Source organism: Pseudomonas sp. Irchel 3E20 (genome assembly GCF_900187645.1).
Taxonomy (GTDB): Bacteria; Pseudomonadota; Gammaproteobacteria; order Pseudomonadales; family Pseudomonadaceae; genus Aquipseudomonas.
Window position 1 is genome coordinate 112,366 of sequence record NZ_FYEE01000005.1, and the last position, 19,174, is coordinate 131,539.

Annotated in this window: 20 protein-coding genes, 1 other RNA gene and 1 pseudogene; 11 read left to right on the forward strand and 11 right to left on the reverse strand. The window is 64.5% G+C overall.

Annotated elements, in window-relative coordinates:
- Positions 1 to 124 precede the first annotated feature (124 nt).
- Positions 125 to 1,102 (reverse strand): NADPH:quinone oxidoreductase family protein, encoded by a 978-nt coding sequence (locus tag CKW13_RS11370; RefSeq protein ID WP_095108702.1) that lies wholly within the window; start codon positions 1,100 to 1,102, stop codon positions 125 to 127.
- A 168-nt stretch (positions 1,103 to 1,270) separates the two neighbouring features.
- On the opposite strand from CKW13_RS11370, the gene CKW13_RS11375 reads away from it, so the two are divergent.
- Complete coding sequence (locus CKW13_RS11375; RefSeq protein WP_095108703.1) at positions 1,271 to 1,681, forward strand: flagellar basal body-associated protein FliL; 411 nt, start codon at positions 1,271 to 1,273, stop codon at positions 1,679 to 1,681.
- Positions 1,682 to 1,749: 68 nt separating this feature from the next.
- Here the strand turns inward: CKW13_RS11375 and CKW13_RS11380 are convergent, their stop codons facing one another.
- From CKW13_RS11380 to CKW13_RS11395, 4 genes are all read right to left on the reverse strand, one after another.
- Complete coding sequence (locus CKW13_RS11380) at positions 1,750 to 2,868, reverse strand: ABC transporter permease (protein ID WP_095108705.1); 1,119 nt, start codon at positions 2,866 to 2,868, stop codon at positions 1,750 to 1,752.
- Positions 2,868 to 5,612 carry a ribosome-associated ATPase/putative transporter RbbA gene (rbbA, locus tag CKW13_RS11385; RefSeq protein WP_095108707.1) on the reverse strand — a complete coding sequence of 915 codons (2,745 nt, stop codon included), beginning with the start codon at positions 5,610 to 5,612 and terminating at the stop codon, positions 2,868 to 2,870. Before rbbA ends, CKW13_RS11380 begins: the two co-directional genes overlap by 1 nt.
- Positions 5,609 to 6,574 carry an HlyD family secretion protein gene (locus tag CKW13_RS11390; protein ID WP_095108708.1) on the reverse strand — a complete coding sequence of 322 codons (966 nt, stop codon included), beginning with the start codon at positions 6,572 to 6,574 and terminating at the stop codon, positions 5,609 to 5,611. Before CKW13_RS11390 ends, rbbA begins: the two co-directional genes overlap by 4 nt.
- A gap of 146 nt (positions 6,575 to 6,720) precedes the next feature.
- The gene (locus tag CKW13_RS11395; RefSeq protein ID WP_095108710.1) at positions 6,721 to 7,170 is read right to left on the reverse strand and encodes an EVE domain-containing protein; all 450 of its coding nucleotides are present in this window, start codon (positions 7,168 to 7,170) and stop codon (positions 6,721 to 6,723) included.
- A 185-nt stretch (positions 7,171 to 7,355) separates the two neighbouring features.
- On the opposite strand from CKW13_RS11395, the gene CKW13_RS24445 reads away from it, so the two are divergent.
- On the forward strand, positions 7,356 to 7,502 hold the full coding sequence (locus CKW13_RS24445) for a hypothetical protein (protein WP_095108711.1): 147 nt from the start codon (positions 7,356 to 7,358) through the stop codon (positions 7,500 to 7,502).
- Between the two features lie 19 nt (positions 7,503 to 7,521).
- Here the strand turns inward: CKW13_RS24445 and CKW13_RS11405 are convergent, their stop codons facing one another.
- The 4 genes from CKW13_RS11405 to CKW13_RS11420 all read right to left on the reverse strand — a co-directional run bounded on the left by CKW13_RS11405 (position 7,522) and on the right by CKW13_RS11420 (position 8,947).
- Positions 7,522 to 8,127: a 5-formyltetrahydrofolate cyclo-ligase gene (locus CKW13_RS11405; protein WP_095108712.1), complete on the reverse strand. Its 606-nt coding sequence runs from the start codon at positions 8,125 to 8,127 to the stop codon at positions 7,522 to 7,524.
- A gap of 87 nt (positions 8,128 to 8,214) precedes the next feature.
- A non-coding RNA gene (ssrS, locus tag CKW13_RS11410) (6S RNA) lies at positions 8,215 to 8,393 on the reverse strand.
- Positions 8,394 to 8,423: 30 nt separating this feature from the next.
- Positions 8,424 to 8,741, reverse strand: a complete 318-nt coding sequence (locus CKW13_RS11415; protein WP_095108713.1) for a cell division protein ZapA — start codon at positions 8,739 to 8,741, stop codon at positions 8,424 to 8,426.
- Entirely contained in the window at positions 8,738 to 8,947 is a 210-nt protein-coding gene (locus CKW13_RS11420) for a TIGR02449 family protein (protein WP_017125437.1), read from the reverse strand. Before CKW13_RS11420 ends, CKW13_RS11415 begins: the two co-directional genes overlap by 4 nt.
- A gap of 128 nt (positions 8,948 to 9,075) precedes the next feature.
- Between CKW13_RS11420 and CKW13_RS11425 the strand changes: the two genes are divergently transcribed.
- The 9 genes and pseudogenes from CKW13_RS11425 to CKW13_RS25005 all read left to right on the forward strand — a co-directional run.
- Positions 9,076 to 9,630, forward strand: a complete 555-nt coding sequence (locus tag CKW13_RS11425) for a YecA family protein (RefSeq protein WP_095108714.1) — start codon at positions 9,076 to 9,078, stop codon at positions 9,628 to 9,630.
- 27 nt (positions 9,631 to 9,657) lie between these two features.
- Complete coding sequence (pepP, locus tag CKW13_RS11430) at positions 9,658 to 10,992, forward strand: Xaa-Pro aminopeptidase (protein WP_095108715.1); 1,335 nt, start codon at positions 9,658 to 9,660, stop codon at positions 10,990 to 10,992.
- Complete coding sequence (gene ubiH, locus CKW13_RS11435) at positions 10,989 to 12,176, forward strand: 2-octaprenyl-6-methoxyphenyl hydroxylase (protein ID WP_095108717.1); 1,188 nt, start codon at positions 10,989 to 10,991, stop codon at positions 12,174 to 12,176. The genes pepP and ubiH overlap by 4 nt, the downstream gene beginning before the upstream one ends.
- 88 nt (positions 12,177 to 12,264) lie before the next feature.
- Complete coding sequence (locus CKW13_RS11440; RefSeq protein ID WP_176465100.1) at positions 12,265 to 13,482, forward strand: 2-octaprenyl-3-methyl-6-methoxy-1,4-benzoquinol hydroxylase; 1,218 nt, start codon at positions 12,265 to 12,267, stop codon at positions 13,480 to 13,482.
- Positions 13,483 to 13,611: 129 nt separating this feature from the next.
- Positions 13,612 to 14,613 carry an extracellular solute-binding protein gene (locus tag CKW13_RS11445; RefSeq protein WP_095108719.1) on the forward strand — a complete coding sequence of 334 codons (1,002 nt, stop codon included), beginning with the start codon at positions 13,612 to 13,614 and terminating at the stop codon, positions 14,611 to 14,613.
- Positions 14,614 to 14,777: 164 nt separating this feature from the next.
- Positions 14,778 to 16,394: an iron ABC transporter permease gene (locus CKW13_RS11450; protein WP_095108721.1), complete on the forward strand. Its 1,617-nt coding sequence runs from the start codon at positions 14,778 to 14,780 to the stop codon at positions 16,392 to 16,394.
- 153 nt (positions 16,395 to 16,547) lie between these two features.
- Complete coding sequence (gene gcvT, locus CKW13_RS11455) at positions 16,548 to 17,630, forward strand: glycine cleavage system aminomethyltransferase GcvT (RefSeq protein WP_095108723.1); 1,083 nt, start codon at positions 16,548 to 16,550, stop codon at positions 17,628 to 17,630.
- Positions 17,631 to 17,682: 52 nt separating this feature from the next.
- The gene (gene gcvH, locus CKW13_RS11460; protein WP_095108724.1) at positions 17,683 to 18,066 is read left to right on the forward strand and encodes a glycine cleavage system protein GcvH; all 384 of its coding nucleotides are present in this window, start codon (positions 17,683 to 17,685) and stop codon (positions 18,064 to 18,066) included.
- Between the two features lie 129 nt (positions 18,067 to 18,195).
- Positions 18,196 to 18,290 (forward strand): annotated as a pseudogene (locus CKW13_RS25005) (hypothetical protein); the annotation flags it as partial.
- 51 nt (positions 18,291 to 18,341) lie between these two features.
- On the opposite strand, the gene CKW13_RS11465 reads toward CKW13_RS25005, so the two are convergent.
- On the reverse strand, positions 18,342 to 18,656 hold the full coding sequence (locus CKW13_RS11465) for a DUF2388 domain-containing protein (RefSeq protein WP_095108725.1): 315 nt from the start codon (positions 18,654 to 18,656) through the stop codon (positions 18,342 to 18,344).
- Between the two features lie 68 nt (positions 18,657 to 18,724).
- The gene (locus tag CKW13_RS11470; RefSeq protein ID WP_095108726.1) at positions 18,725 to 19,174 is read right to left on the reverse strand and encodes an NfeD family protein; all 450 of its coding nucleotides are present in this window, start codon (positions 19,172 to 19,174) and stop codon (positions 18,725 to 18,727) included.

Here is a 19,174-nt window from a genome sequence, read left to right on the forward strand (position 1 = left end):
CAGAGAGGCTAGAGCAGTGTGAAAAACCGGGGGATGTGGGTTAGTTGTCCTGGCGGACAAGCGATGGCTTGTAAGAGGGGAGCCCGAGCCACCCCTACGGCAGCCCGGGCCCTCCAACCACCGATCAGCGCACCTGCACCACTACTTTACCCACGGCTTTGCGTTGGCCGAGGTCGTTGATGGCTTGGGCGGCGTTGCTCAGAGGGTAGAGCTGCGAGACCAGGGGTTTGAGCTTGCCTTCGGCGAACCAGCCGAACAGTTGCTGGAAGTTGGCGGCGTTGTCCTGGGGCTGGCGTTGGGCGAAGGAGCCCCAGAACACGCCGACCACCGCCGCGCCTTTGAGCAGGGCGAGGTTGACCGGCAGTTCGGGGATACGCCCGCTGGCGAAGCCCACCACCAGCAGGCGGCCGTTCCAGGCGATGGCCCGGATAGCCTGGTCGAAGAGGTCGCCGCCCACCGGGTCGTAGATCACGTCGGCGCCGTTGCCGTCGGTGAGGCGTTTGATTTCGTCCTTGAGGTTAGTGGTGGTGTAGTTGATGAGTTCATCGGCGCCGGCGGCTTTGGCCACGGCGAGTTTTTCTTCGCTGCTGGCGGCGGCGATCACGCGTGCGCCCATGGCTTTGCCGATTTCCACGGCGGCCAGGCCCACGCCACCAGAGGCGCCGAGCACCAGCAGGGTTTCGCCCGGTTGCAGGTGGGCGCGCTGCTTGAGGGCGTGCATGGAGGTGCCGTAGGTCATGCTGAAGGCGGCGGCGGTGTTGAAGTCCATGGCGGCGGGGATCGGCAGGACGTTGTAGCCCGGCACCGCGACTTGTTCGGCGAAGCTGCCCCACCCGGTCAGGGCCATGACCCGGTCACCGACCTTGAGGTGGCTGACCTTCTCGCCCACGGCGCTGACCACGCCTGCGGCCTCGCCGCCCGGGGAAAACGGGAAGGGCGGTTTGAACTGGTACTTGCCCTCGATGATAAGGGTGTCCGGGAAGTTGACCCCGGCGGCATGTACCTCGAGCAGGATTTCATTCTTCTTGGGCTCGGGACTTGCGACGTCTTCCAGCACCAGCGTTTCGGCGGGGCCGAAGGCTTTGCACAGCACGGCTTTCATCAGGGCTATTCCTTTGGGAGTGATGGCCGATAAGTGTAGGTGTGGGTGTCGGGCGGTCAACGAGCATGCCCGGCCCTGATAGCTGGCCATAAGCTTGTACTTAAGTGGCGGATCGCTATCCTAGTGGCCAGTGTGGCCATAGGCCTCAAACCGGATAAGGAGTGAATTGTGAAAGCGTGGATCCTGTTGCTGCTGGCCCTGTCTCTGCCCACGGCCGCGATGGCCGAGGAAGCAGCCAAAGAAGGCGCGGCGCCGAAAGTCAGCTATATCAGCCTGACCCCGCCCTTCGTCGGCAACTATGGCCTGGACGGCAGCCCCAAGCTCAAGGTGTTCAAGGCTGACGTGGCCCTGCGCGTGACGGGCGAGGAGGCGGCCAAAGCGGTCAAGGCCAACGAGCCGTTGATCCGCAATCAACTGGTGGCGCTGTTTTCCCAGCAAACCACCGAAACCATGAGCAACGTCGAGGCCAAGGAAAAGCTGCGCCAGGAAGCGCTCAAGCAAACCCAGCAAGTGATGAACGACGAAACTGGCAAGCCCATGGTCGATGACCTGCTGTTCAACAACCTCATCATCCAATAACCCGCCGTGTAGCAAGCGGGCTCGCCCGCGCTGAAGCGCACCGCGCGCCTAGTGCCCGTTGCTCACCTTCAAGACGCCAGGCTCTTGCGAAACCGCGCCAGGGCAATGGCGAAGAACAGCAGCCCGATCCCCGCCAATGCCAGCAAGTCCGGCCACACCACGCTCACCCCCGCGTCGCGGAACAGAATCGCCGCGCTGAGGCTGACGAAGTGGGTCGAGGGCGAGCCCTGCATCACCCATTGCAGCCATTGCGGCATGCTGTCTAGCGGCGTGCTGCCGCCCGACAGCAGCAGCATCGGGATGATGACCGGGATCGCCAGCAAGCCGAATTGCGGGGTCGAGCGCGCCAGGGTGGCGAGGAAGATCCCTAATGCGGTGCTGGCGAACAGATACAGCGCCGTGACCAGCAGAAACAGGGTCAACGAGCCCGCCAACGGCACGCCGAGGGCGCCCTTGACGATCACCTCCAGCGACACCCAGGTGCACAGCACCACCACCAGCATGTTGCTCCAGATTTTCGCCAGCATGATTTCCAGCGCGGTCAGCGGCAGCACCAGCAAGTGGTCGAGGGTGCCGTGTTCGCGTTCGCGCAGCAGCGCGGTGCCGGTGAGCACGATGGCCAGGATGGTGATGTTGTTGACGATCTGGATCACCGCCAAGAACCAGCCGCCCTCCAGGTTGGGGTTGAACAGTGCACGGGCGGTCAGCAGTGCCGGGGCTTTGTTGGCTGATTCGCTGGGGCTGGCGTAGTTGAGCAGTTCGCGCTGGAAGATCCGGCCGATATAGCCGGCGCCCATGAACGCCTGGCTCATAGCCGTGGCATCAACGTTGACCTGCACCGCCGGGGCGCGCCCGGCCAGCAGGTCGGCCTGGAAATTAGCCGGCACGTTGATGACAAAGGTGTATTGGCCGCTGTCCATGACCTTGTCCAACTGATCGTAGGGCAGCAGCACGGCGCTCTGGAATTCCGGCGGTTGCAGGGATTCGGCGAGCAGGCGCGAGAGGTGGCTGTGGTCTTCATCCACCAGGGCCACGCTGGCGTTGTGCACGCCAATCACCGAGCCGGCGGCGGGCATGTAGATGGCCACGGTGAAGGCGTACATCAAGAACAGCAGCAGAACGCTGTCGTGGCGCAGGCTGGTGAGCTCTTTGAGCCCCAAGCGCAGGATGTGGGCGAACGCGTGCATCAGGCCTCCTGCTTTTTCAGCATGACCAGGCTCAGCCCGGTGAACCCGAGGAAGAACCCGACCAACGCTAGGCATTGCGGCCACAACTGGCGCACGTCCAGGGCCTTGGTGAAGGTGCCGACGGCGATGTCGAGGAAGTAGCCGGCCGGGAACAGCATGCCCATGGCCGCCGCCGCGCCTTCCAGGGACGAGCGCGGCACGATCAGCCCGGAGAACTGAATGGTCGGCAGGCTGGTGATAATCATGGTGCCCAGGATCGCCGCGATCTGGGTGCGGGTGAACGCCGAGATCAGCAGGCCCATGCTGGTGGTCGCCAGCACGTACAAGGTGCCGCCCAGGGCCAGGGTCAGGCCGCTGCCCTTGAATGGCACACCGAATAGCCAGCGGTTCATCGCCGCCAGCAGCGCCAGGTTAATCAGGCTCACGGCCAGGTACGGCGCCTGTTTGCCCAAGAGAAACTCCAGGCGCGTGAGTGGCGTGGCATAGAAGTTGGTGATCGAACCCAACTCCTTCTCGCGCACGATGCCCAGGGCGGTGAGCATGGCCGGGATAAACGCCAGGATCAGCGCCATCACGCCGGGGCCGATGGCGTTGACGCTGACCACATCCTGGTTGTAGCGAAAGCGGGTTTCCAGTTTGGCCGCGGGCATCGCTGCCAGCGCCGGGCTGCTCTGCTCGGCCAGTTGCACGAGGTTGGCCTGGTGCACCGCTTCTACGTAGTTGCGGCTGGTTTCGGCGCGAAACGGCATGCCGCCGTCGAGCCACGCCGCCACCGCCGGTTGCCGCCCGGCGTAGAGGTCGCGGCCGAAACCGGGCGGGATCTCCAGCGCCAGTTTGATTTCCGAGCGCTGCAAGCGTTGGTGCAGCTCTTTGGCATCCTGAATCGGCGCCTGCTCGGCAAAGTAGCGCGAGCTGCGGAACGCCTCCAGGTAGGTGCGGCTTTGCGGGGTCTGGTCCTGGTCGTAGACGGCGAAGGCGAGTTTCTCCACGTCCAGGGAAATGCCGTAGCCGAAAATCACCATCATGAAAATCGCCCCCAGCAGAGCGAACGCCAGGCGCACCTTGTCGCGCATCAGCTCCTTGCCTTCGCGGCTGGCCACCGCGATCAGGCGCGCCAGGCTGAAGCCGCGCTTACCCACGGGGAGCGGCTCGCTCTTGTGGGCGCCTGGCGTGCCAGTGCTGGCGTTCGCGGGAGGGCTGCTGGCCGGTGCCTCGGGTTGCTTCTGCGCGTCTTCCAGGCAGCGCACGAAGGCGGCCTCCAAGGTATCGCCGTGGAACTGGCGCTGCAGCGCCTCGGGCGGATCGCAGGCCAGCACCCGGCCGGCGTGCATCAGGGAGATGCGGTCGCAGCGCTGGGCTTCGTTCATAAAGTGGGTGGAAAGGAAAATCGTCACCCCTTGCTCGCGGGACAACTCGATCAGCAGGCGCCAGAAGTCGTCGCGGGCCGCCGGGTCGACGCCGGAAGTGGGTTCGTCGAGGATCAGCACTTCCGGGCGATGCAGCACCGCCACCGCCAACGACAGGCGCTGGCGCACGCCCAGGGGCAGGGCGCCGGACTGTTGCTCGGCCATGTCGCCCAGGCCAAAGCGTTGGATCAACTCCTCGATACGCGGGCCGCTTTCGGCCTTGGGCAGGTCGAACAACTGGGCATGCAGCACCAGGTTCTGGCGCACGCTGAGTTCCCCGTACAGGGAGAAGCTCTGGGACATGAAACCCACGCGCTTGCGGGTCGCCAGGTCCTTGGCGTTGACCGGGTTGCCCAGCAGCGTGGCGCTGCCTTCGGTGGCGGGCATCAGGCCGGTCAGCACCTTCATGGTGGTGGTCTTGCCGCAGCCGTTGGAGCCGAGGAAACCGAAAATCTCGCCGCGGCCGATGGCGAAGCTGACCTTGTTCACTGCGGTGAAATCACCGAAGCGCAGTGTCAGGTCGTGGGCCTCGATGGCGATTTCGGCGTTGTCGCTGACCCGTGGCGGGATCACCAACGGCTTGCTGTTGTGGGCGCTGTCGCCCTGGAAGTAGGTGAAGGCTTCGTCGAGCTTGCCGCTGGGGGTGACCGAGGCCAGTTCGGCGCTCAGCCCGTCGGCGATCAATTTGCCGCGGTCGAGCATCAGGCAGTGCTCGAACTGCTCGGCCTCTTCCATGTAGGCGGTGGCCACCAGCAGGGTCAGTTGCGGGCGCTGGCGGCGCACGTCGTCCACCAACTCCCAGAAACGCCGGCGTGACAGCGGGTCGACGCCCGTGGTGGGTTCGTCGAGGATCAGCAGGTCTGGCTCGTGGATCAACGCGCAGCACAGGCCCAGCTTCTGCTTCATGCCGCCCGAGAGCTTGCCCGCCGGGCGCTCGGCGAAACTGGCCAGGTCCGTGGCCAGCAGCAGGCTGTGCATGCGTTCGTCGCATTCGGCCTTCGACAAGCCGAACAGGGTGGCGAAAAAGCGGATGTTTTCGCTGATCGACAGTTCCGGGTAGAGGTTGCCGCCCAGGCCCTGGGGCATGAAGGCGATGCGCGGGTAGAGGCTGTTGCGGTGGCGGCGCTGGGTGATGGCGCCGCCGAGGACGTCGAGTTGGCCCTGTTGGAGTTTCTTTACCCCGGCGATCAGCCCCAACAGGCTGGACTTGCCCGCGCCGTCCGGGCCGATGAGCCCGCAGCGCGTGCCGCTGGGCAGGCTGAAGGCGATGTCGATCAGGGCTTGCTGTTTGCCGTAGCGGTGGTTGAGGCCGACGGCTTGCAGGGCCAGGGCGCTCATTGCAGGTTAGCCGGCCAGTCCACGGTCGCCGTGCGTACATAGCCGGCGCCGGGCATGCCCGGTTTCGCCTGGGGCACGGCACTGGGTTGGGTCAGTTTCAGCTTGACGCGAAACACCAGTTTTTGCCGCTCGTCGCGGGTTTCCACCTCTTTGGGGGTGAACTGCGATTTGGCGGCGACGAAGCTGATGCGCGCGGGCAGCGGTTGGTTGGGCAGGGCGTCGAGCACGATGCGGCCTTCGTCGCCCACGGTCAGGCGCCCGGTGACCGAGGCGGGCAGGTAGAGGTTCATGTATTGGTCATTGGGGTCGATCAGCAACAACACCCGCCCGCCAGCGCCGAGCACTTCGCCCGGTTCGGCCAGGCGCAATTGAATGATGCCGTCGATGGGCGCGCGCAGGCTGCTGTCATCGATTTCGCTGGTCAGTTGCGCCACCTGCGCCTCGCTGGCGGTGATGGCGGCCTTGACCGCCGCGACCTGGGCTTGCGCCGCGAGCACGGCGGCATTGCCGGTGTTGAGGCGGGCCTGTTGCTGGTCGATGATCTGGCGGCTGGCGAAGCCACGCTTGAACAGCTCCTGGGAGCGGCCCAGTTCCTGATGGGCCAGCAGTTGTTCGCTCTGGCGCAACAGTACGTTGGCTTGGGCCGCGGAGAAGTTTTCCTGGGCGCGTATCACTTCGGCTTCGGCCTGGTTGCGCTGGGCTTCGAGGGTGCGGGTGTCCATGCGTGCCAGCAGTTGGCCCTTGAGCACCTTGTCGCCTTCATCGACACGCACTTCGGCCAGCCGCCCGGGGATTTTGCTGGCGATCTGCACTTCGGTGGCTTCCAGTCGGCCATTGCCCATGCTCAAGCCTTCGGGGAGGCGATCCTGGGAGGATTTCCAGTAGCCAAAGGCACCGGCGCCCACCAGTAGAACCAGGAGCGAACAGGCGAAGAGACGAGATGAGCGATGGTTTGTCGACATAGGGGAAGGCATCCTGCAGCGGTAGCGTCCAAGTTTGGCTGGTTCGCACTTCTGGCGAGTTGATATCAGTCAAATGAGGGGCAAGCCTACCCCGATTGTGCGCAGGATGCATGGGCCTTGGATGTGACTGGCAAGTTCTCGCCCATTCAGCGCAGGGCTAGCACTGCCGCCCACTGCGCGGCGGTCACCGGCATCACCGAGAGGCGGCTGCCTTTTTGCACCAGGGGCATTTCGGCCAGTTCGGCCTGTTGCTTGAGGTAGCCCAGGCCCAAAACCTTGGGGAACGTCTCGACGTGGGCCACGTCCAGTGCGCTCCAGGGGTTTTTCTCGGCGCTGGCCTTGATGTCGTAGTAATGGCTTTGCGGGTCGAGGGCCGTGGGGTCCGGGTAGGCGCCTGCGACAATGCGCCCGATTCCCGCGATGCCCGGTTCAGGGCAACTTGAGTGGTAGAAGAAAAACTCGTCACCTGCGGCCATGGCCCGCAAGAAGTTGCGTGCCTGGTAATTGCGCACGCCATCCCACCGGGTCTGGCCGAGCTTCGCCAGGTCCTGGATCGAGAGTTCGTCCGGCTCGGATTTCATCAGCCAATAGGCCATGGGGCACTCCTGAAAGGGCAAATGCGCGAATTTTATGACAAACCGACAGTCGGTTGACGTCAAGGTTTGCGTGTCAGTTCACGTTATCGCAGAATGCCGGACTTTTAAGCTTGACGCTGCTGCACGGCCTATAAACGGAAACCGATGCTGTCATCGTGTGTGATCTGCCTTGAGGGGGGCAATCGATGAAACGCAAACCGGATTTGCTCTGGGTTTTGGTTATTTTGTTCGGTTTGGGCGTCGTGACCACCGGTTATGCACAGAGCCTGTGGGCCAACAAAGTCGATGCGCCGATTGAAGTGACCCAGCAGGCTCCCGGCTTCAAGCGCTGAACCACCTCTCCCCAGGCGCCTACCGCGCCACGTACCATTTGCGATCGGTTACCGTGCCTTGCAGCGGGACGTCCCAACTGGCCTGATCCAACTTTTCGACCTTTTGGCATTCGTGGGCCAGCCCCAGCAGCGTCGGCTTGCGCCAGCTTTTGCGGCGCGCCAGGTACGCGAGGCTGCGGTCGTAGAACCCGCCGCCCATCCCCAGGCGCCCGCCCGTTTCATCGAAGCCGACCAACGGCAACAGCACCAGGTCCAGGGCCCAGGCCTTGCGCTGGCGGGCGACATTGACCCGCGGTTCGAGGATGCGAAAGCGGTTGGGCTTGAGCTTTTCGCCGGGGCGAACGCGTTGGAATGCCATTTTCGTGCGTGGCCAGGCGCTGAGTACCGGTAGGTAGGTGGCCTTGCCGCGCCGCTGGGCCGCGCGCAGCAGCAGGCGCGGGTCGATTTCACCGTCGGTGGGCAAGTACAGGGAAATATGTTGGGCCCGGCGCCAAACCGGGTGTTGCGCCAGTTGCCGGTACAACCCGTGCGCCGCCCGGCGCTGTTGGCGGGCGGTGAGGGCGCGGCGGGCTCGGCGCAGCATGCGTCGAAGTTGCGGGCGTGAAAGCGGCGCAGGTTCGGTCATGGTGATCGGCTGTCGAGGTGGGCCGCCCGCTGGGCATGCCGGTGATAAAACAATGCCAGTTGCGAGAACTGGCATTGGATTGAATTCAGGCTCCCCGGATGAACCGCTGCCGACTTAGCCCTTGAACCCGAAAGTTCAAGGTGGAAGATGCAGTAGGCTTTAAGGCTTTCCGTCTAGCGGACATGCACACCAGCCCAACGTGCAACTTCCAGGGTAGTGCGAATCGGCTCAGGGACATCGCCAGCTGGCAAGCACCCCAGGGAGTGGCGCGAGTATACCCCAAGCGGTGACATCATTCAGCCTTTGCTGACGTCCGGGTCGTTGGACAACGCCTGGTCGACACGGTCGAGCAGGTCGCGCACCTGCTCGCGGGTCGAGCCGCTGGCCTGCACGTCCGGGCGTTCCTGGCTGTGCAGCAGGTCGTGGGTGATGTTCAGCGCGGCCATTACGGCGATACGGTCGGCGCCGATGACTTTGCCGCTGCTGCGGATCTTGCGCATCTTGTCGTCCAGGTAACGGGCGGCGGCCAGCAGGTGGCTGCGCTCTTCCTGGGAGCAACTGACGGAATACTCTTTGTCGAGGATCTGCACGGTGACGCTATTGCTTGAACTCATGAGTCTTGCTCCAAGGCCTTGAGGCGCGAAATCATCGATTCGACCTTACGCCGGGCGATTTCGTTTTTTTCAATGAGGTGCGCGCGTTCCTCGCGCCAGGTCTTTTCCTGAGCTAATAGGAGTCCGTTCTGGCTCTTTAGTTGCTCGACTCGGGTAATTAGCAATTCGAGTCTGGCCATCAGCGCGTGCAGGTCGGTGTCTTCCATTGTGTCCACTAAAAATGTGTCTGATGGGCGGCAACTGCCGGGCAGCCTTTAATGGTCTTGGCGAGTCTGTCGTTGTAGGATACAAGCCCTTCATTCTAGACATAGCGCCGCTTGGCGCCTAGCAGCCCATGCCCATTCAGAATTCCCCGTACCAAGCCTTCGCCACCCTGCTCACCACCAGTGGCCACCCCGTCTCGCCTGCCGAACTGCATGGCCTGTTGCTGGGGCGCAGTTGCGCCGGCGCGGGCTTTGAAGCCGACAGTTGGTTGGCCGACGCCGCCGAACTGCTCGAAGGCGAACCGCAGGACAACGTGCGCAATGCTCTGATCGGCTTGCAGGAGATGGTCAAGGGCGAGCTGACCGGCGACGACATGACCGTTGTGCTGCTGTTGCCCACCGACGACGCACCCCTGGCCGACCGTGCCGCTGCGCTGGGCCAATGGTGCCAGGGCTTCCTCACCGGTTTCGGCCTGACCCGCCGCGCCTACGCGTTGAGCACCGAAGCCACCGAAGTGCTGCAGGACCTGGCCGCCATCGCCCAGGTGCAGGACGCCCTCGAAGAGTCCGATGACGGCGAGAGCGACTACATGGAAGTCATGGAATACCTGCGTGTGGCGCCGCTGCTGCTGTTCACCGAAACCAAGAAAACCGACGAGTCGGCCGCCAAACCGTCGCTGCATTGACCGCGTGAGAGGGAACCCCGTCTGCCCATGATCCATATCCCGAAATCGGAATACACCCGCCGCCGCAAGGCGCTCATGGCGCAGATGGAACCCAACAGCATCGCGATCCTGCCCGCCGCCGCGGTGGCGATCCGCAACCGCGACGTCGAGCACGTCTACCGCCAGGACAGCGATTTCCAATACCTCAGCGGCTTCCCCGAGCCCCAGGCCGTGCTGGTCCTGATGCCCGGCCGGGTGCACGGTGAGTACCTGCTGTTCTGCCGCGAGCGCAACGCCGAGCGCGAGTTGTGGGACGGTTTGCGCGCCGGCCAGGAAGGCGCGATCCGCGACTTTGGCGCCGATGACGCCTTTCCCATCACCGACATCGACGACATCCTGCCGGGCCTGATCGAAGGCCGCGACCGGGTGTATTCGGCCATGGGCAGCAACCCGGAATTCGACCGCCACCTGATGGACTGGATCAACGTCATCCGCTCTAAAGCGCACCTTGGCGCCCAGCCACCGAACGAATTCGTTGCCCTGGATCATCTGCTCCACGACATGCGCCTGTATAAATCGGCGGCAGAAGTGAAGGTGATGCGCGAAGCGGCGCGGATTTCCGCCCAGGCCCACGTCCGTGCCATGCAGGCCAGTCGGCCGGGGCTGCACGAGTTCAGCCTGGAAGCGGAGCTGGATTACGAGTTCCGCAAGGGCGGGGCGAAAATGCCCGCCTACGGCTCCATCGTGGCCGCCGGGCGCAACAGCTGCATCCTGCACTACCAGCAGAATGACGCACTGCTCAAGGACGGCGACCTGGTACTGATCGACGCGGGCTGCGAGATCGACTGCTACGCCAGCGACATCACCCGCACCTGGCCGGTCAACGGCAAGTTTTCTCCTGAGCAGAAAGCCATTTACGAAGTGGTGCTGGCGTCTCAGGAGGCCGCTTTTGCCCAGATCGCGCCCAATAAACACTGGAACCAGGCCCACGAGGCCACCGTTCGGGTGATAACCACCGGGCTGGTGGAGCTTGGGCTGTTGCAGGGTGAAGTGGACGAATTGATCGCCAGCGAGGCCTATAAGGCGTTCTACATGCACCGCGCCGGCCATTGGCTGGGCATGGACGTGCATGACGTAGGCGAGTACCGCGTAGGCGGGCAATGGCGCGTGCTGGAAGTCGGCATGGCGCTGACGGTGGAACCGGGCATCTACATTGCGCCCGACAACCTCAACGTGGCGAAGAAATGGCGCGGCATTGGCGTGCGCATCGAGGATGACGTGGTAGTGACCAAACAAGGTTGTGAAATCCTGACCGGCGGCGTACCGAAAACCGTCGCCGCCATCGAGGCCTTGATGGCCGCTGCCCGGGTGCCTGTGGCATGAGCCGCGTTCATCTGGCAATCATCGGCGGTGGCCTGGTGGGCGCGAGCCTGGCGCTGGCGTTGCAGGCCGGGGCCAAGGCCCGCGGTTGGAAAATCGTCCTGATCGAACCCTTCGCCCCCGGCGACAGCTACCAGCCCAGCTATGACGCCCGCTCCTCGGCGCTGTCCTATGGCGCCAAGCAAATCTACCAACGCCTGGGCCTGTGGCAGGAAGTCTCGCGCCGCGCCGAGCCGATCAAGCAAATACACGTGTCCGACCGCGGGCGGTTTTCCACCGCGCGGCTGTCGGCGATGGAAGAAGGTGTGCCGGCCCTGGGCTACGTGGTGGAAAACGCCTGGCTCGGCCAATGCCTGTGGCAGGGCCTGGACAAGGACGTCATCAGTTGGCGGTGCCCGGCCCATGTCACCCGCATGGAGCCGCTGGCCGATGGCTATCGCCTCACCCTGGACGACGAAACCACCCTTGAATGCGACCTCGCGGTATTGGCCGACGGTGGCCGCTCGGGGCTGCGCGAGCAATTGGGCATCGGTGTGCGCCAGCGCCCTTATAACCAAAGCGCGCTGATCGCCAACGTCACCCCCAGCGAAGCCCATAACGGCATGGCTTTCGAGCGCTTCACCGACGACGGCCCGATGGCCCTGCTGCCGCTGCCGGAAAACCGCTGCGCGCTGGTCTGGACCCGCGTCGGCATGGACGCCAAGCGCTTGGCGGAGCTGGACGAGCGCAGTTTCTTGAGCGAATTGCAGGGCGTGTTCGGCTACCGCCTCGGCACCCTCAAGCACGTCGGCGCGCGGCACCTCTACCCGCTGACGCTGGTGGAGGCCGAAGAGCAAGTGCGGCCCCATCTGACGGTGCTGGGTAACGCGGCCCACAGCCTGCACCCCATCGCCGGGCAGGGCTTCAACCTGTCCCTGCGCGATGCCCAGGCCCTGGCCGATGCCTTGCTGGCCAGTGAATTGCCACCGGGTGACTTCCCCACGCTGCAAGCCTATCGCGAGCGCCAGCGCCTCGATCAGCAGCTCACCGTGGGCTTTTCCGACCAGGTCACGCGCCTGTTCGGCAGCACCCAACCCTTGGTGTCGTTTGGCCGCAACCTTGGCCTGCTGGGCCTCGACCTACTGCCGCCCGCCAAACGCTGGTTCGCCCGCCAGGCCATGGGCCTGGGCACCCGGCCCGATATCTAAGTTGCGCGCCCGGCGTGTGCCGGCGCGGCTCACTACAACCCTTTAGGTGCGACGCAAGTCGCCCGCGAGACAGGCTTAAAGCATGGACATGCGCGCAGATCTGCTGATTGTCGGGGCCGGAATGGTCGGGAGCGCCCTGGCGCTGGCGTTGCAGGGCAGTGGCCTGGAGGTGCTGTTGATCGACGGCAGCCCTCTGAGCGTCAAACCCTTCGACCCCCAGGCCCCCTTCGAGCCACGGGTGAGCGCCTTGTCGGCCGCCAGCCAGCGGATTCTCGAACGCCTCGGCGCCTGGGACGGCATCGCCCACCGCCGCGCCAGCCCCTACAACCAGATGCACGTGTGGGACGGCAGCGGCACCGGGCAGATCCACTTCTCGGCGGCCAGCGTGCATGCCGAGGTGCTGGGCCATATCGTCGAAAACCGCGTGGTCCAGGACGCTTTGCTGGAGCGCCTGCACGCCTGCGACCTGGGCCTGCTGGCCAACGCGCGCCTGGAGCAGATGCGCCGCTCCGGCGACGACTGGCTGCTGACCCTGGCCGATGGCCGCACCTTGCGCGCGCCCCTGGTGATTGCCGCTGATGGCGCCCACTCCGCCGTGCGCCGCCTCACCGGGTGCGCGACCCGCGAATGGGATTACCTGCACCACGCCATTGTTACCAGCGTGCGCAGCAGCAAGGCGCACCAAATGACCGCGTGGCAGCGCTTCACCGACACCGGGCCGCTGGCCTTTCTGCCGTTGACGCGTGATGGCCAGCAAGACTGGTGCTCCATCGTCTGGTCCACCACACCCAGCGAAGCCGAACGTTTGATGACCCTGGACGAGGAGGCCTTTTGCCGCGAACTGGAGCGCGCCTTTGAAGGACGCCTGGGCACGGTGCTCAGTGCCGACGGGCGGCTGTGCGTGCCCCTGCGCCAGCGCCACGCCAAGCGCTACGTGGCCGAAGGCCTGGCGCTGATCGGCGACGCGGCGCACACCATCCACCCGTTGGCCGGGCAGGGCGTCAACTTGGGCTTTCTCGATGCGGCGGTGCTGGCCGAGGTGCTGCTCAACGCCGCCAGCCGTGGCGAGCGCCTGGCGGACGTGAAAGTCCTCAGCCGCTTCGAGCGTCGGCGCATGCCCCACAACCTGGCGCTAATGAGCGCGATGGAAGGCTTCGAACGCCTGTTCCAAGCCGACCAACTGCCGCTGCGCTGGCTGCGCAACACCGGGCTGAAAATGGTCGAGCAAATGCCCGAGGCCAAGGCCCTGTTCGTGCGCCAGGCCCTGGGCCTGAGCGGCGACCTGCCGGAGCTGGCCAAGGCTTGAGTGGGCAATATCTGAGCGGACACTGCGGGCCCTGCAACATCCAGTAACGCCTGGGCTCAGTGATCGATTGAGAACGTAAATGTGAGTCCTTATCATTTGACCCCCTCCTGACTACGAGAGACCGCTCCCATGTTGGCACCCAAGCGCCTGCTCACTGCCCTCGCACTGACCCTGATTGGCACCACCGCCCAGGCGGCCGACGAGGTGGTGGTCTACTCCTCGCGCATCGACGAACTCATCAAACCGGTATTTGACGCCTACACCCAGGAAACCGGGGTCAAGATCAAGTTCATCACCGACAAAGAAGCGCCGCTGATGCAGCGCATCAAGGCCGAGGGTGAAAACGCCACCGCCGACCTGCTGCTCACCGTTGACGCCGGCAACCTGTGGCAGGCCGAGCAGATGGGCATCCTGCAACCGTTCACCTCGCCGGTGATCGACGCCAACATTCCCAGGCAATACCGTGCGTCCAGCCACGCCTGGACCGGCCTGAGCCTGCGGGCGCGGACCATCGCCTACTCCACCGCGCGGGTCAAACCCGGTGAACTGACCACCTACGAAGCCCTGGCCGATAAACAGTGGGAAGGGCGCCTGTGCCTGCGCACCGCGAAAAAGGTCTATAACCAGTCGCTGACCGCCACCCTGATCGAAACCCACGGCGAGGCCAAGGCCGAGGAAATCATCAAGGGCTGGGTCAACAACCTGTCTACCGATGTGTTCTCTGACGACGTCGCGGTACTGGAGGCGATCAACGCCGGGCAGTGCGACGTGGGCATCGTCAACACCTACTACTACGGGCGCCTGCACAAGCAGAAGCCGGACCTGGGCGTGAAACTGTTCTGGCCCAACCAGGCTGATCGCGGCGTACACGTGAACCTGTCGGGCATCGGCCTGACCAAGCACGCGCCGCACCCGGCAGCGGCCAAGGCCCTGGTGGAGTGGATGACCACCGCCCCAGCGCAGAAAATCTTCGCCGACGTGAACCAGGAATTCCCGGCCAACCCGGCCGTGGCACCGTCCGCCGAAGTGGCGGGGTGGGGCAAGTTCACCGCCGATTCGCTGCCCGTGGAAGTCGCCGGCAAGCGCCAGGCGCAAGCCATCCGCCTGATGGATCGCGCTGGCTGGAACTGAGTACAATCTGTAGCGCAGCGTAATGCCCGTGTGGGAGCGGGCCTGCTCACGATAGCGGCCAGTCAGCCGAAACCTTGGTTGACTGAGCCATGCGTATCGCGAGCAGGCTCGCTCCCACAGTGTTTTGTGCCGCTCCCCAGTCCGCCCTCTGAGAGAGTTTTTTCTTGGCCCATCCCGCCCAACGCCGCTGGTATCCCCTGGTTTTTGCCGTCGCCGCGCTGGTGTTGCTGCCGCTGAGTGTGCTGCTGCTGTCGTGGCAGTCGGTCGATACGCAGATCTGGTCGCACCTGTGGCAAACCCAGATGCCGCGCCTGCTGGGCAACACCCTGACGCTGGTGCTGGGGGTGGGCGTGGGTGTGACGCTGCTGGGGGTGAGCCTGGCGTGGTTGACCAGCCTCTGTGAGTTCCCCGGCCGGCGCTGGCTGGACTGGGCATTGATGCTGCCCTTCGCCATCCCCGCTTATGTATTGGCCTTTGTCTTTGTCGGCCTGCTGGATTTCTCGGGGCCGGTGCAAAGCCTGCTGCGCGAGTGGTTCGGCACGGGCCTGCACCTGCCGCGGGTGCGCTCCACCGGCGGGGTGATCCTGGTGCTGGTGCTGGTGTTCTATCCCTACGTTTACCTGTTGGCGCGCACGGCGTTCCTGGCCCAGGGCAAGGGCCTGATGGAAGCGGCGCGGGTGCTCGGCCAATCGCCGTGGCAAGCGTTCTGGCGCGTGGCCCTGCCCATGGCGCGCCCGGCCATTGGCGCGGGGGTGGCGCTGGCGCTGATGGAAACCCTGGCGGATTTCGGCGCCGTGTCGGTGTTCAATTTCGATACCTTCACCACGGCCATCTACAAGACCTGGTACGGCTTTTTCAGCCTCTCCAGCGCCGCTCAGCTGGCCAGCCTACTGTTGCTGGCGGTGATGCTGGTGCTCTATGGCGAACGCCGCGCCCGGGGCGCCAGCCGCGCCAGCAACGAGCGCCCGCGGGGCAAGGCGCTGTATCACCTGCGCGGTTTCAAGGCCCTGGCCGCCAGCGGTTGGTGCCTGTTGGTGTTCGCCTGTGCGTTCGTCATCCCGATGCTGCAATTGCTGGTGTGGTTCTGGCAACGCGGGCGCCTCGACCTCGACGAACGCTACGCCGCCCTTATCAGCCACACCCTGTACTTGGGCGCTATGGCTGCGTTGATTACCGTCAGCGTGGCCCTGGTGCTGGCCTTCGCCCGGCGCCTGGCGCCGACCCGGGCGATTCGTTCCGGGGTCAGCCTGGCGAACCTGGGCTACGCCTTGCCGGGTTCGGTGCTGGCGGTGTCGATCATGCTGGCGTTCAGCTACCTGGACCGCGTGCTGGTGATCCCGGCCTCGTCCTGGCTGGGCGGTGCCGGTAAGCCATTGCTGCTGGGCAGCCTGGCGGCGCTGTTGCTGGCGTATCTGGTGCGTTTTATCGCAGTGGCCTACGGGCCGCTGGAGAACAGCCTGGGGCGAATCCGCCCGTCATTGCCCGAAGCGGCACGTAGCCTGGGTGTCAGTGGGCCGCGACTGTTTTTCAAAGTGTATCTGCCGTTGTTGCTGCCCGGCACCCTGAGTGCGGCGCTGCTGGTGTTCGTCGATGTGCTCAAGGAAATGCCCGCCACCCTGCTGATGCGCCCGTTCGGCTGGGACACCCTGGCGGTGCGGGTGTTCGAGATGACCAGCGAGGGCGAGTGGGCGCGGGCGTCGTTGCCGGCCCTGACCCTGGTTTTGGTCGGCCTGTTACCGGTGATCGGATTGATCCGCCGCTCGGCGCATCGAACGGGCTAGGTGCTAGTCCTACACCTTGCGGCTACAATGCGCCGCATTCGGTGCGGTCCGCCTGACCGGCCGGGTCGCTGAAAGCCGTCGCAAGCCCTGTATTGCGGGGCTTTTGCCAGCACAGCGCCCGCGCACCTTCGCCACGCCCGGAAGGAGAAACCCATGGGACAGCGCACGCCTCTGTATGACCTTCATCTCGCCCTCGGCGCGAAGATGGTCGATTTTGGCGGTTGGGATATGCCTTTGCATTACGGCTCGCAAGTCGAGGAGCACCACCAGGTGCGCCGTGACTGCGGGGTTTTCGATGTATCCCACATGACCGTGATCGACGTCGCCGGCCCCCAGGCCAAGGCGTGGCTCCAGCATTTGCTGGCCAATGACGTCGAACGCCTGCACAGCACCGGCTCTGCCTTGTACAGCGCCATGCTCAACGAGCGTGGCGGCGTGGTGGACGACATGATCGTCTACCGTCTCGACGAGGGTTACCGCTTGGTGGTCAACGCCGCGACCCGCGACCAGGACGTGGCCTGGATGCACGCGCAACTGGGCGCCTACCAGGTGCAACTGCATGAGCGTACCGAGTTGGCGATGCTGGCGATCCAGGGGCCCCATGCCCGGCACAAGATCGCCGAACTGGTGAGCCAGCCCCGCGCCGCCATGATCCAGCAACTCAAGCCCTTTGAAGGCCACGCCGATGGCGACTGGTTCATCGCCCGCACCGGTTACACCGGCGAGGATGGCCTGGAGATCCTCCTGCCGGCCGACCAGGCCCCGGGGTTTTTCAACGACCTGGTGGGCGCCGGCATTTCCCCCATCGGCCTTGGCGCCCGTGACACCCTGCGCCTGGAGGCCGGCATGAACCTCTACGGGCAGGACATCCACCAGGACGTCTCGCCGCTGGCGGCCAACATGGCCTGGAGCATCGCCTGGGAGCCGGCCAGCCGTCATTTCATCGGGCGCAGCGCCCTAGAGGCCGAAAAAGCCGCTGGCGTGGCGACCAAACTGGTGGGCCTGGTGCTGGAAGAACGCGGTGTTCTGCGTGCCCATCAGGTGGTGCGCATCGCCAATGTTGGCGAAGGTGAGATCACCAGTGGTAGTTTCTCCCCTACGCTTAGCAAGTCGATTGCCCTGGCCCGCGTGCCGATGGCGACCGCTGACCGTGGCGAAGTGGAAATCCGTGGCAAGTGGTATCCGGTTCGTGTGGTCAAGCCCACGTTTGTGCGGCACGGCAAAGCCTTGATCTAACTCCCTATTGGCGGGTATCAGCCGCTGACATTTCTTCTTGAGGACACCGAATATGAGCAATATCCCTGTCGATCTACGGTTTGCTGAAAGTCACGAATGGGCCCGCCTGGAAGCTGATGGCACGGTGACCGTCGGGATCAGCGACCACGCCCAGGAAGCCTTGGGCGATGTGGTGTTCGTGGAGCTGGCCGAAATCGGCAAGGTGTTCGCGGCGGGCGATCAGGCCGGTGTCGTTGAGTCGGTGAAAGCCGCTTCCGATATCTATGCCCCGGTGGCCGGCGAAGTGATCGCGGTCAACGAGGCGCTCACTGGCGAGCCTGAATTGCTTAACAGCGCGCCCTATGATTCGTGGATCTTCAAGCTCAAGCCGAGCGACAAAGGTGAGCTGGACAAGTTGCTGGACGCTGCTGGCTACAAAGCCGTTCTCGGCGAGTAAGCCCCACGCGGCACCCCAAAGCCCCGACCTGTCGGGGCTTTTTGCTTTTTGCACGCAGGCCCCGGCGACGATTTTGCCGCCGGGCGCGGGCGGGCCCGCTTATTACTAGGTTGTTTGGGCTGCGCTGCATCGCCCCACGCCAGGGCCCACAAGTACTGGCCGACGGTGAACCGGGCGACCGCCATTTGTTCTGCGCCTGTGTGCCGCTGGAGGATTACCGCCAGGCACAAAAAACCGCTCATCGAGAGCGGTTTTTTTCATCGGGTGTCGCGGGTTTACTCGGCGACGGCGTTCTTGGCCAGGATGGCGTTTGCCAGTTCCATGTCTGTGGCGGCCAGGCCTGGGTTGTCGGCACGCACTTTCTGCATGGCGGCTTCCAGGTACGGCCCGCGGATACCACCGTCGCTGGCCACGAAGCTGCCGGCGTCATCCTGGGCGGCGACGATCAGCTTGTGATCCTTGAAGGTCAGGTAGGTGGAGCCAGTGGTGGCGCCTGAGGAAATGACGTTACGCCAGAAGCTGTCGGCCATTGCCGAACCGACAGGAAGGGACAGCAGGGCAAGGGTGGCGACAGCAATTTTGAGACGCATGATGGGTGACTCCAGCTGGGTTATCTGAAGGGTTTGATGCCCAATAGCCCAGTGGAGTTCCGTTGCCATCAGTCGATGCGTTCTACCTGAAGAATGACGCCATCCTGTGCGATAACTCGCACCTGGGCGCCGACGGGTGCGTCCGGGCCCTTGGCCATCCACACACTGTCCGCGACCTTGATCTTGCCGCGCCCGCCGGTAATGGCTTCATGCACGGTGAAGGTGCGGCCGATCAGTTCCTGGCCGCGCAGGTTGAGGTTGGGTTGGTCGCTGGCGCGCACCGCGCTGCGCTGGCGTCGCCACCAGTACAGGGCGGTCAGCACCGAGAGCAGGCCAAACAACAGGAACTGCATTTCCCAGGACAGCTCGGGCATCAGGAACGTCAGCACGCCAACCGCGGCGGCGGCGAGGCCGATCCACAGCAGGTAGCCGCCGGCACCGAACACTTCGAGGATCAACAGCACGGTGCCCAGCGCCAGCCAGTCCCAGAACGACAGTTGTTGCAGGAATTCCCACAT

Coding starts and splice junctions, on each gene's coding strand:
- ubiH (WP_095108717.1), top strand. CDS start 10,989: ATGAGCCGCGTTCATCTGGCAATCATCGGCGGTGGCCTGGTGGGCGCG.
- CKW13_RS11465 (WP_095108725.1), bottom strand. CDS start 18,656: ATGCGTCTCAAAATTGCTGTCGCCACCCTTGCCCTGCTGTCCCTTCCT.
- CKW13_RS11380 (WP_095108705.1), bottom strand. CDS start 2,868: ATGCACGCGTTCGCCCACATCCTGCGCTTGGGGCTCAAAGAGCTCACC.
- CKW13_RS11415 (WP_095108713.1), bottom strand. CDS start 8,741: ATGAGTTCAAGCAATAGCGTCACCGTGCAGATCCTCGACAAAGAGTAT.
- CKW13_RS11370 (WP_095108702.1), bottom strand. CDS start 1,102: ATGAAAGCCGTGCTGTGCAAAGCCTTCGGCCCCGCCGAAACGCTGGTG.
- CKW13_RS11440 (WP_176465100.1), top strand. CDS start 12,265: ATGCGCGCAGATCTGCTGATTGTCGGGGCCGGAATGGTCGGGAGCGCC.
- CKW13_RS24445 (WP_095108711.1), top strand. CDS start 7,356: ATGAAACGCAAACCGGATTTGCTCTGGGTTTTGGTTATTTTGTTCGGT.
- pepP (WP_095108715.1), top strand. CDS start 9,658: ATGATCCATATCCCGAAATCGGAATACACCCGCCGCCGCAAGGCGCTC.
- CKW13_RS11425 (WP_095108714.1), top strand. CDS start 9,076: ATGCCCATTCAGAATTCCCCGTACCAAGCCTTCGCCACCCTGCTCACC.
- CKW13_RS11420 (WP_017125437.1), bottom strand. CDS start 8,947: ATGGAAGACACCGACCTGCACGCGCTGATGGCCAGACTCGAATTGCTA.
- CKW13_RS11390 (WP_095108708.1), bottom strand. CDS start 6,574: ATGTCGACAAACCATCGCTCATCTCGTCTCTTCGCCTGTTCGCTCCTG.
- gcvT (WP_095108723.1), top strand. CDS start 16,548: ATGGGACAGCGCACGCCTCTGTATGACCTTCATCTCGCCCTCGGCGCG.
- CKW13_RS11470 (WP_095108726.1), bottom strand. CDS start 19,174: ATGTGGGAATTCCTGCAACAACTGTCGTTCTGGGACTGGCTGGCGCTG.
- rbbA (WP_095108707.1), bottom strand. CDS start 5,612: ATGAGCGCCCTGGCCCTGCAAGCCGTCGGCCTCAACCACCGCTACGGC.
- CKW13_RS11405 (WP_095108712.1), bottom strand. CDS start 8,127: ATGACCGAACCTGCGCCGCTTTCACGCCCGCAACTTCGACGCATGCTG.
- gcvH (WP_095108724.1), top strand. CDS start 17,683: ATGAGCAATATCCCTGTCGATCTACGGTTTGCTGAAAGTCACGAATGG.
- CKW13_RS11445 (WP_095108719.1), top strand. CDS start 13,612: ATGTTGGCACCCAAGCGCCTGCTCACTGCCCTCGCACTGACCCTGATT.
- CKW13_RS11395 (WP_095108710.1), bottom strand. CDS start 7,170: ATGGCCTATTGGCTGATGAAATCCGAGCCGGACGAACTCTCGATCCAG.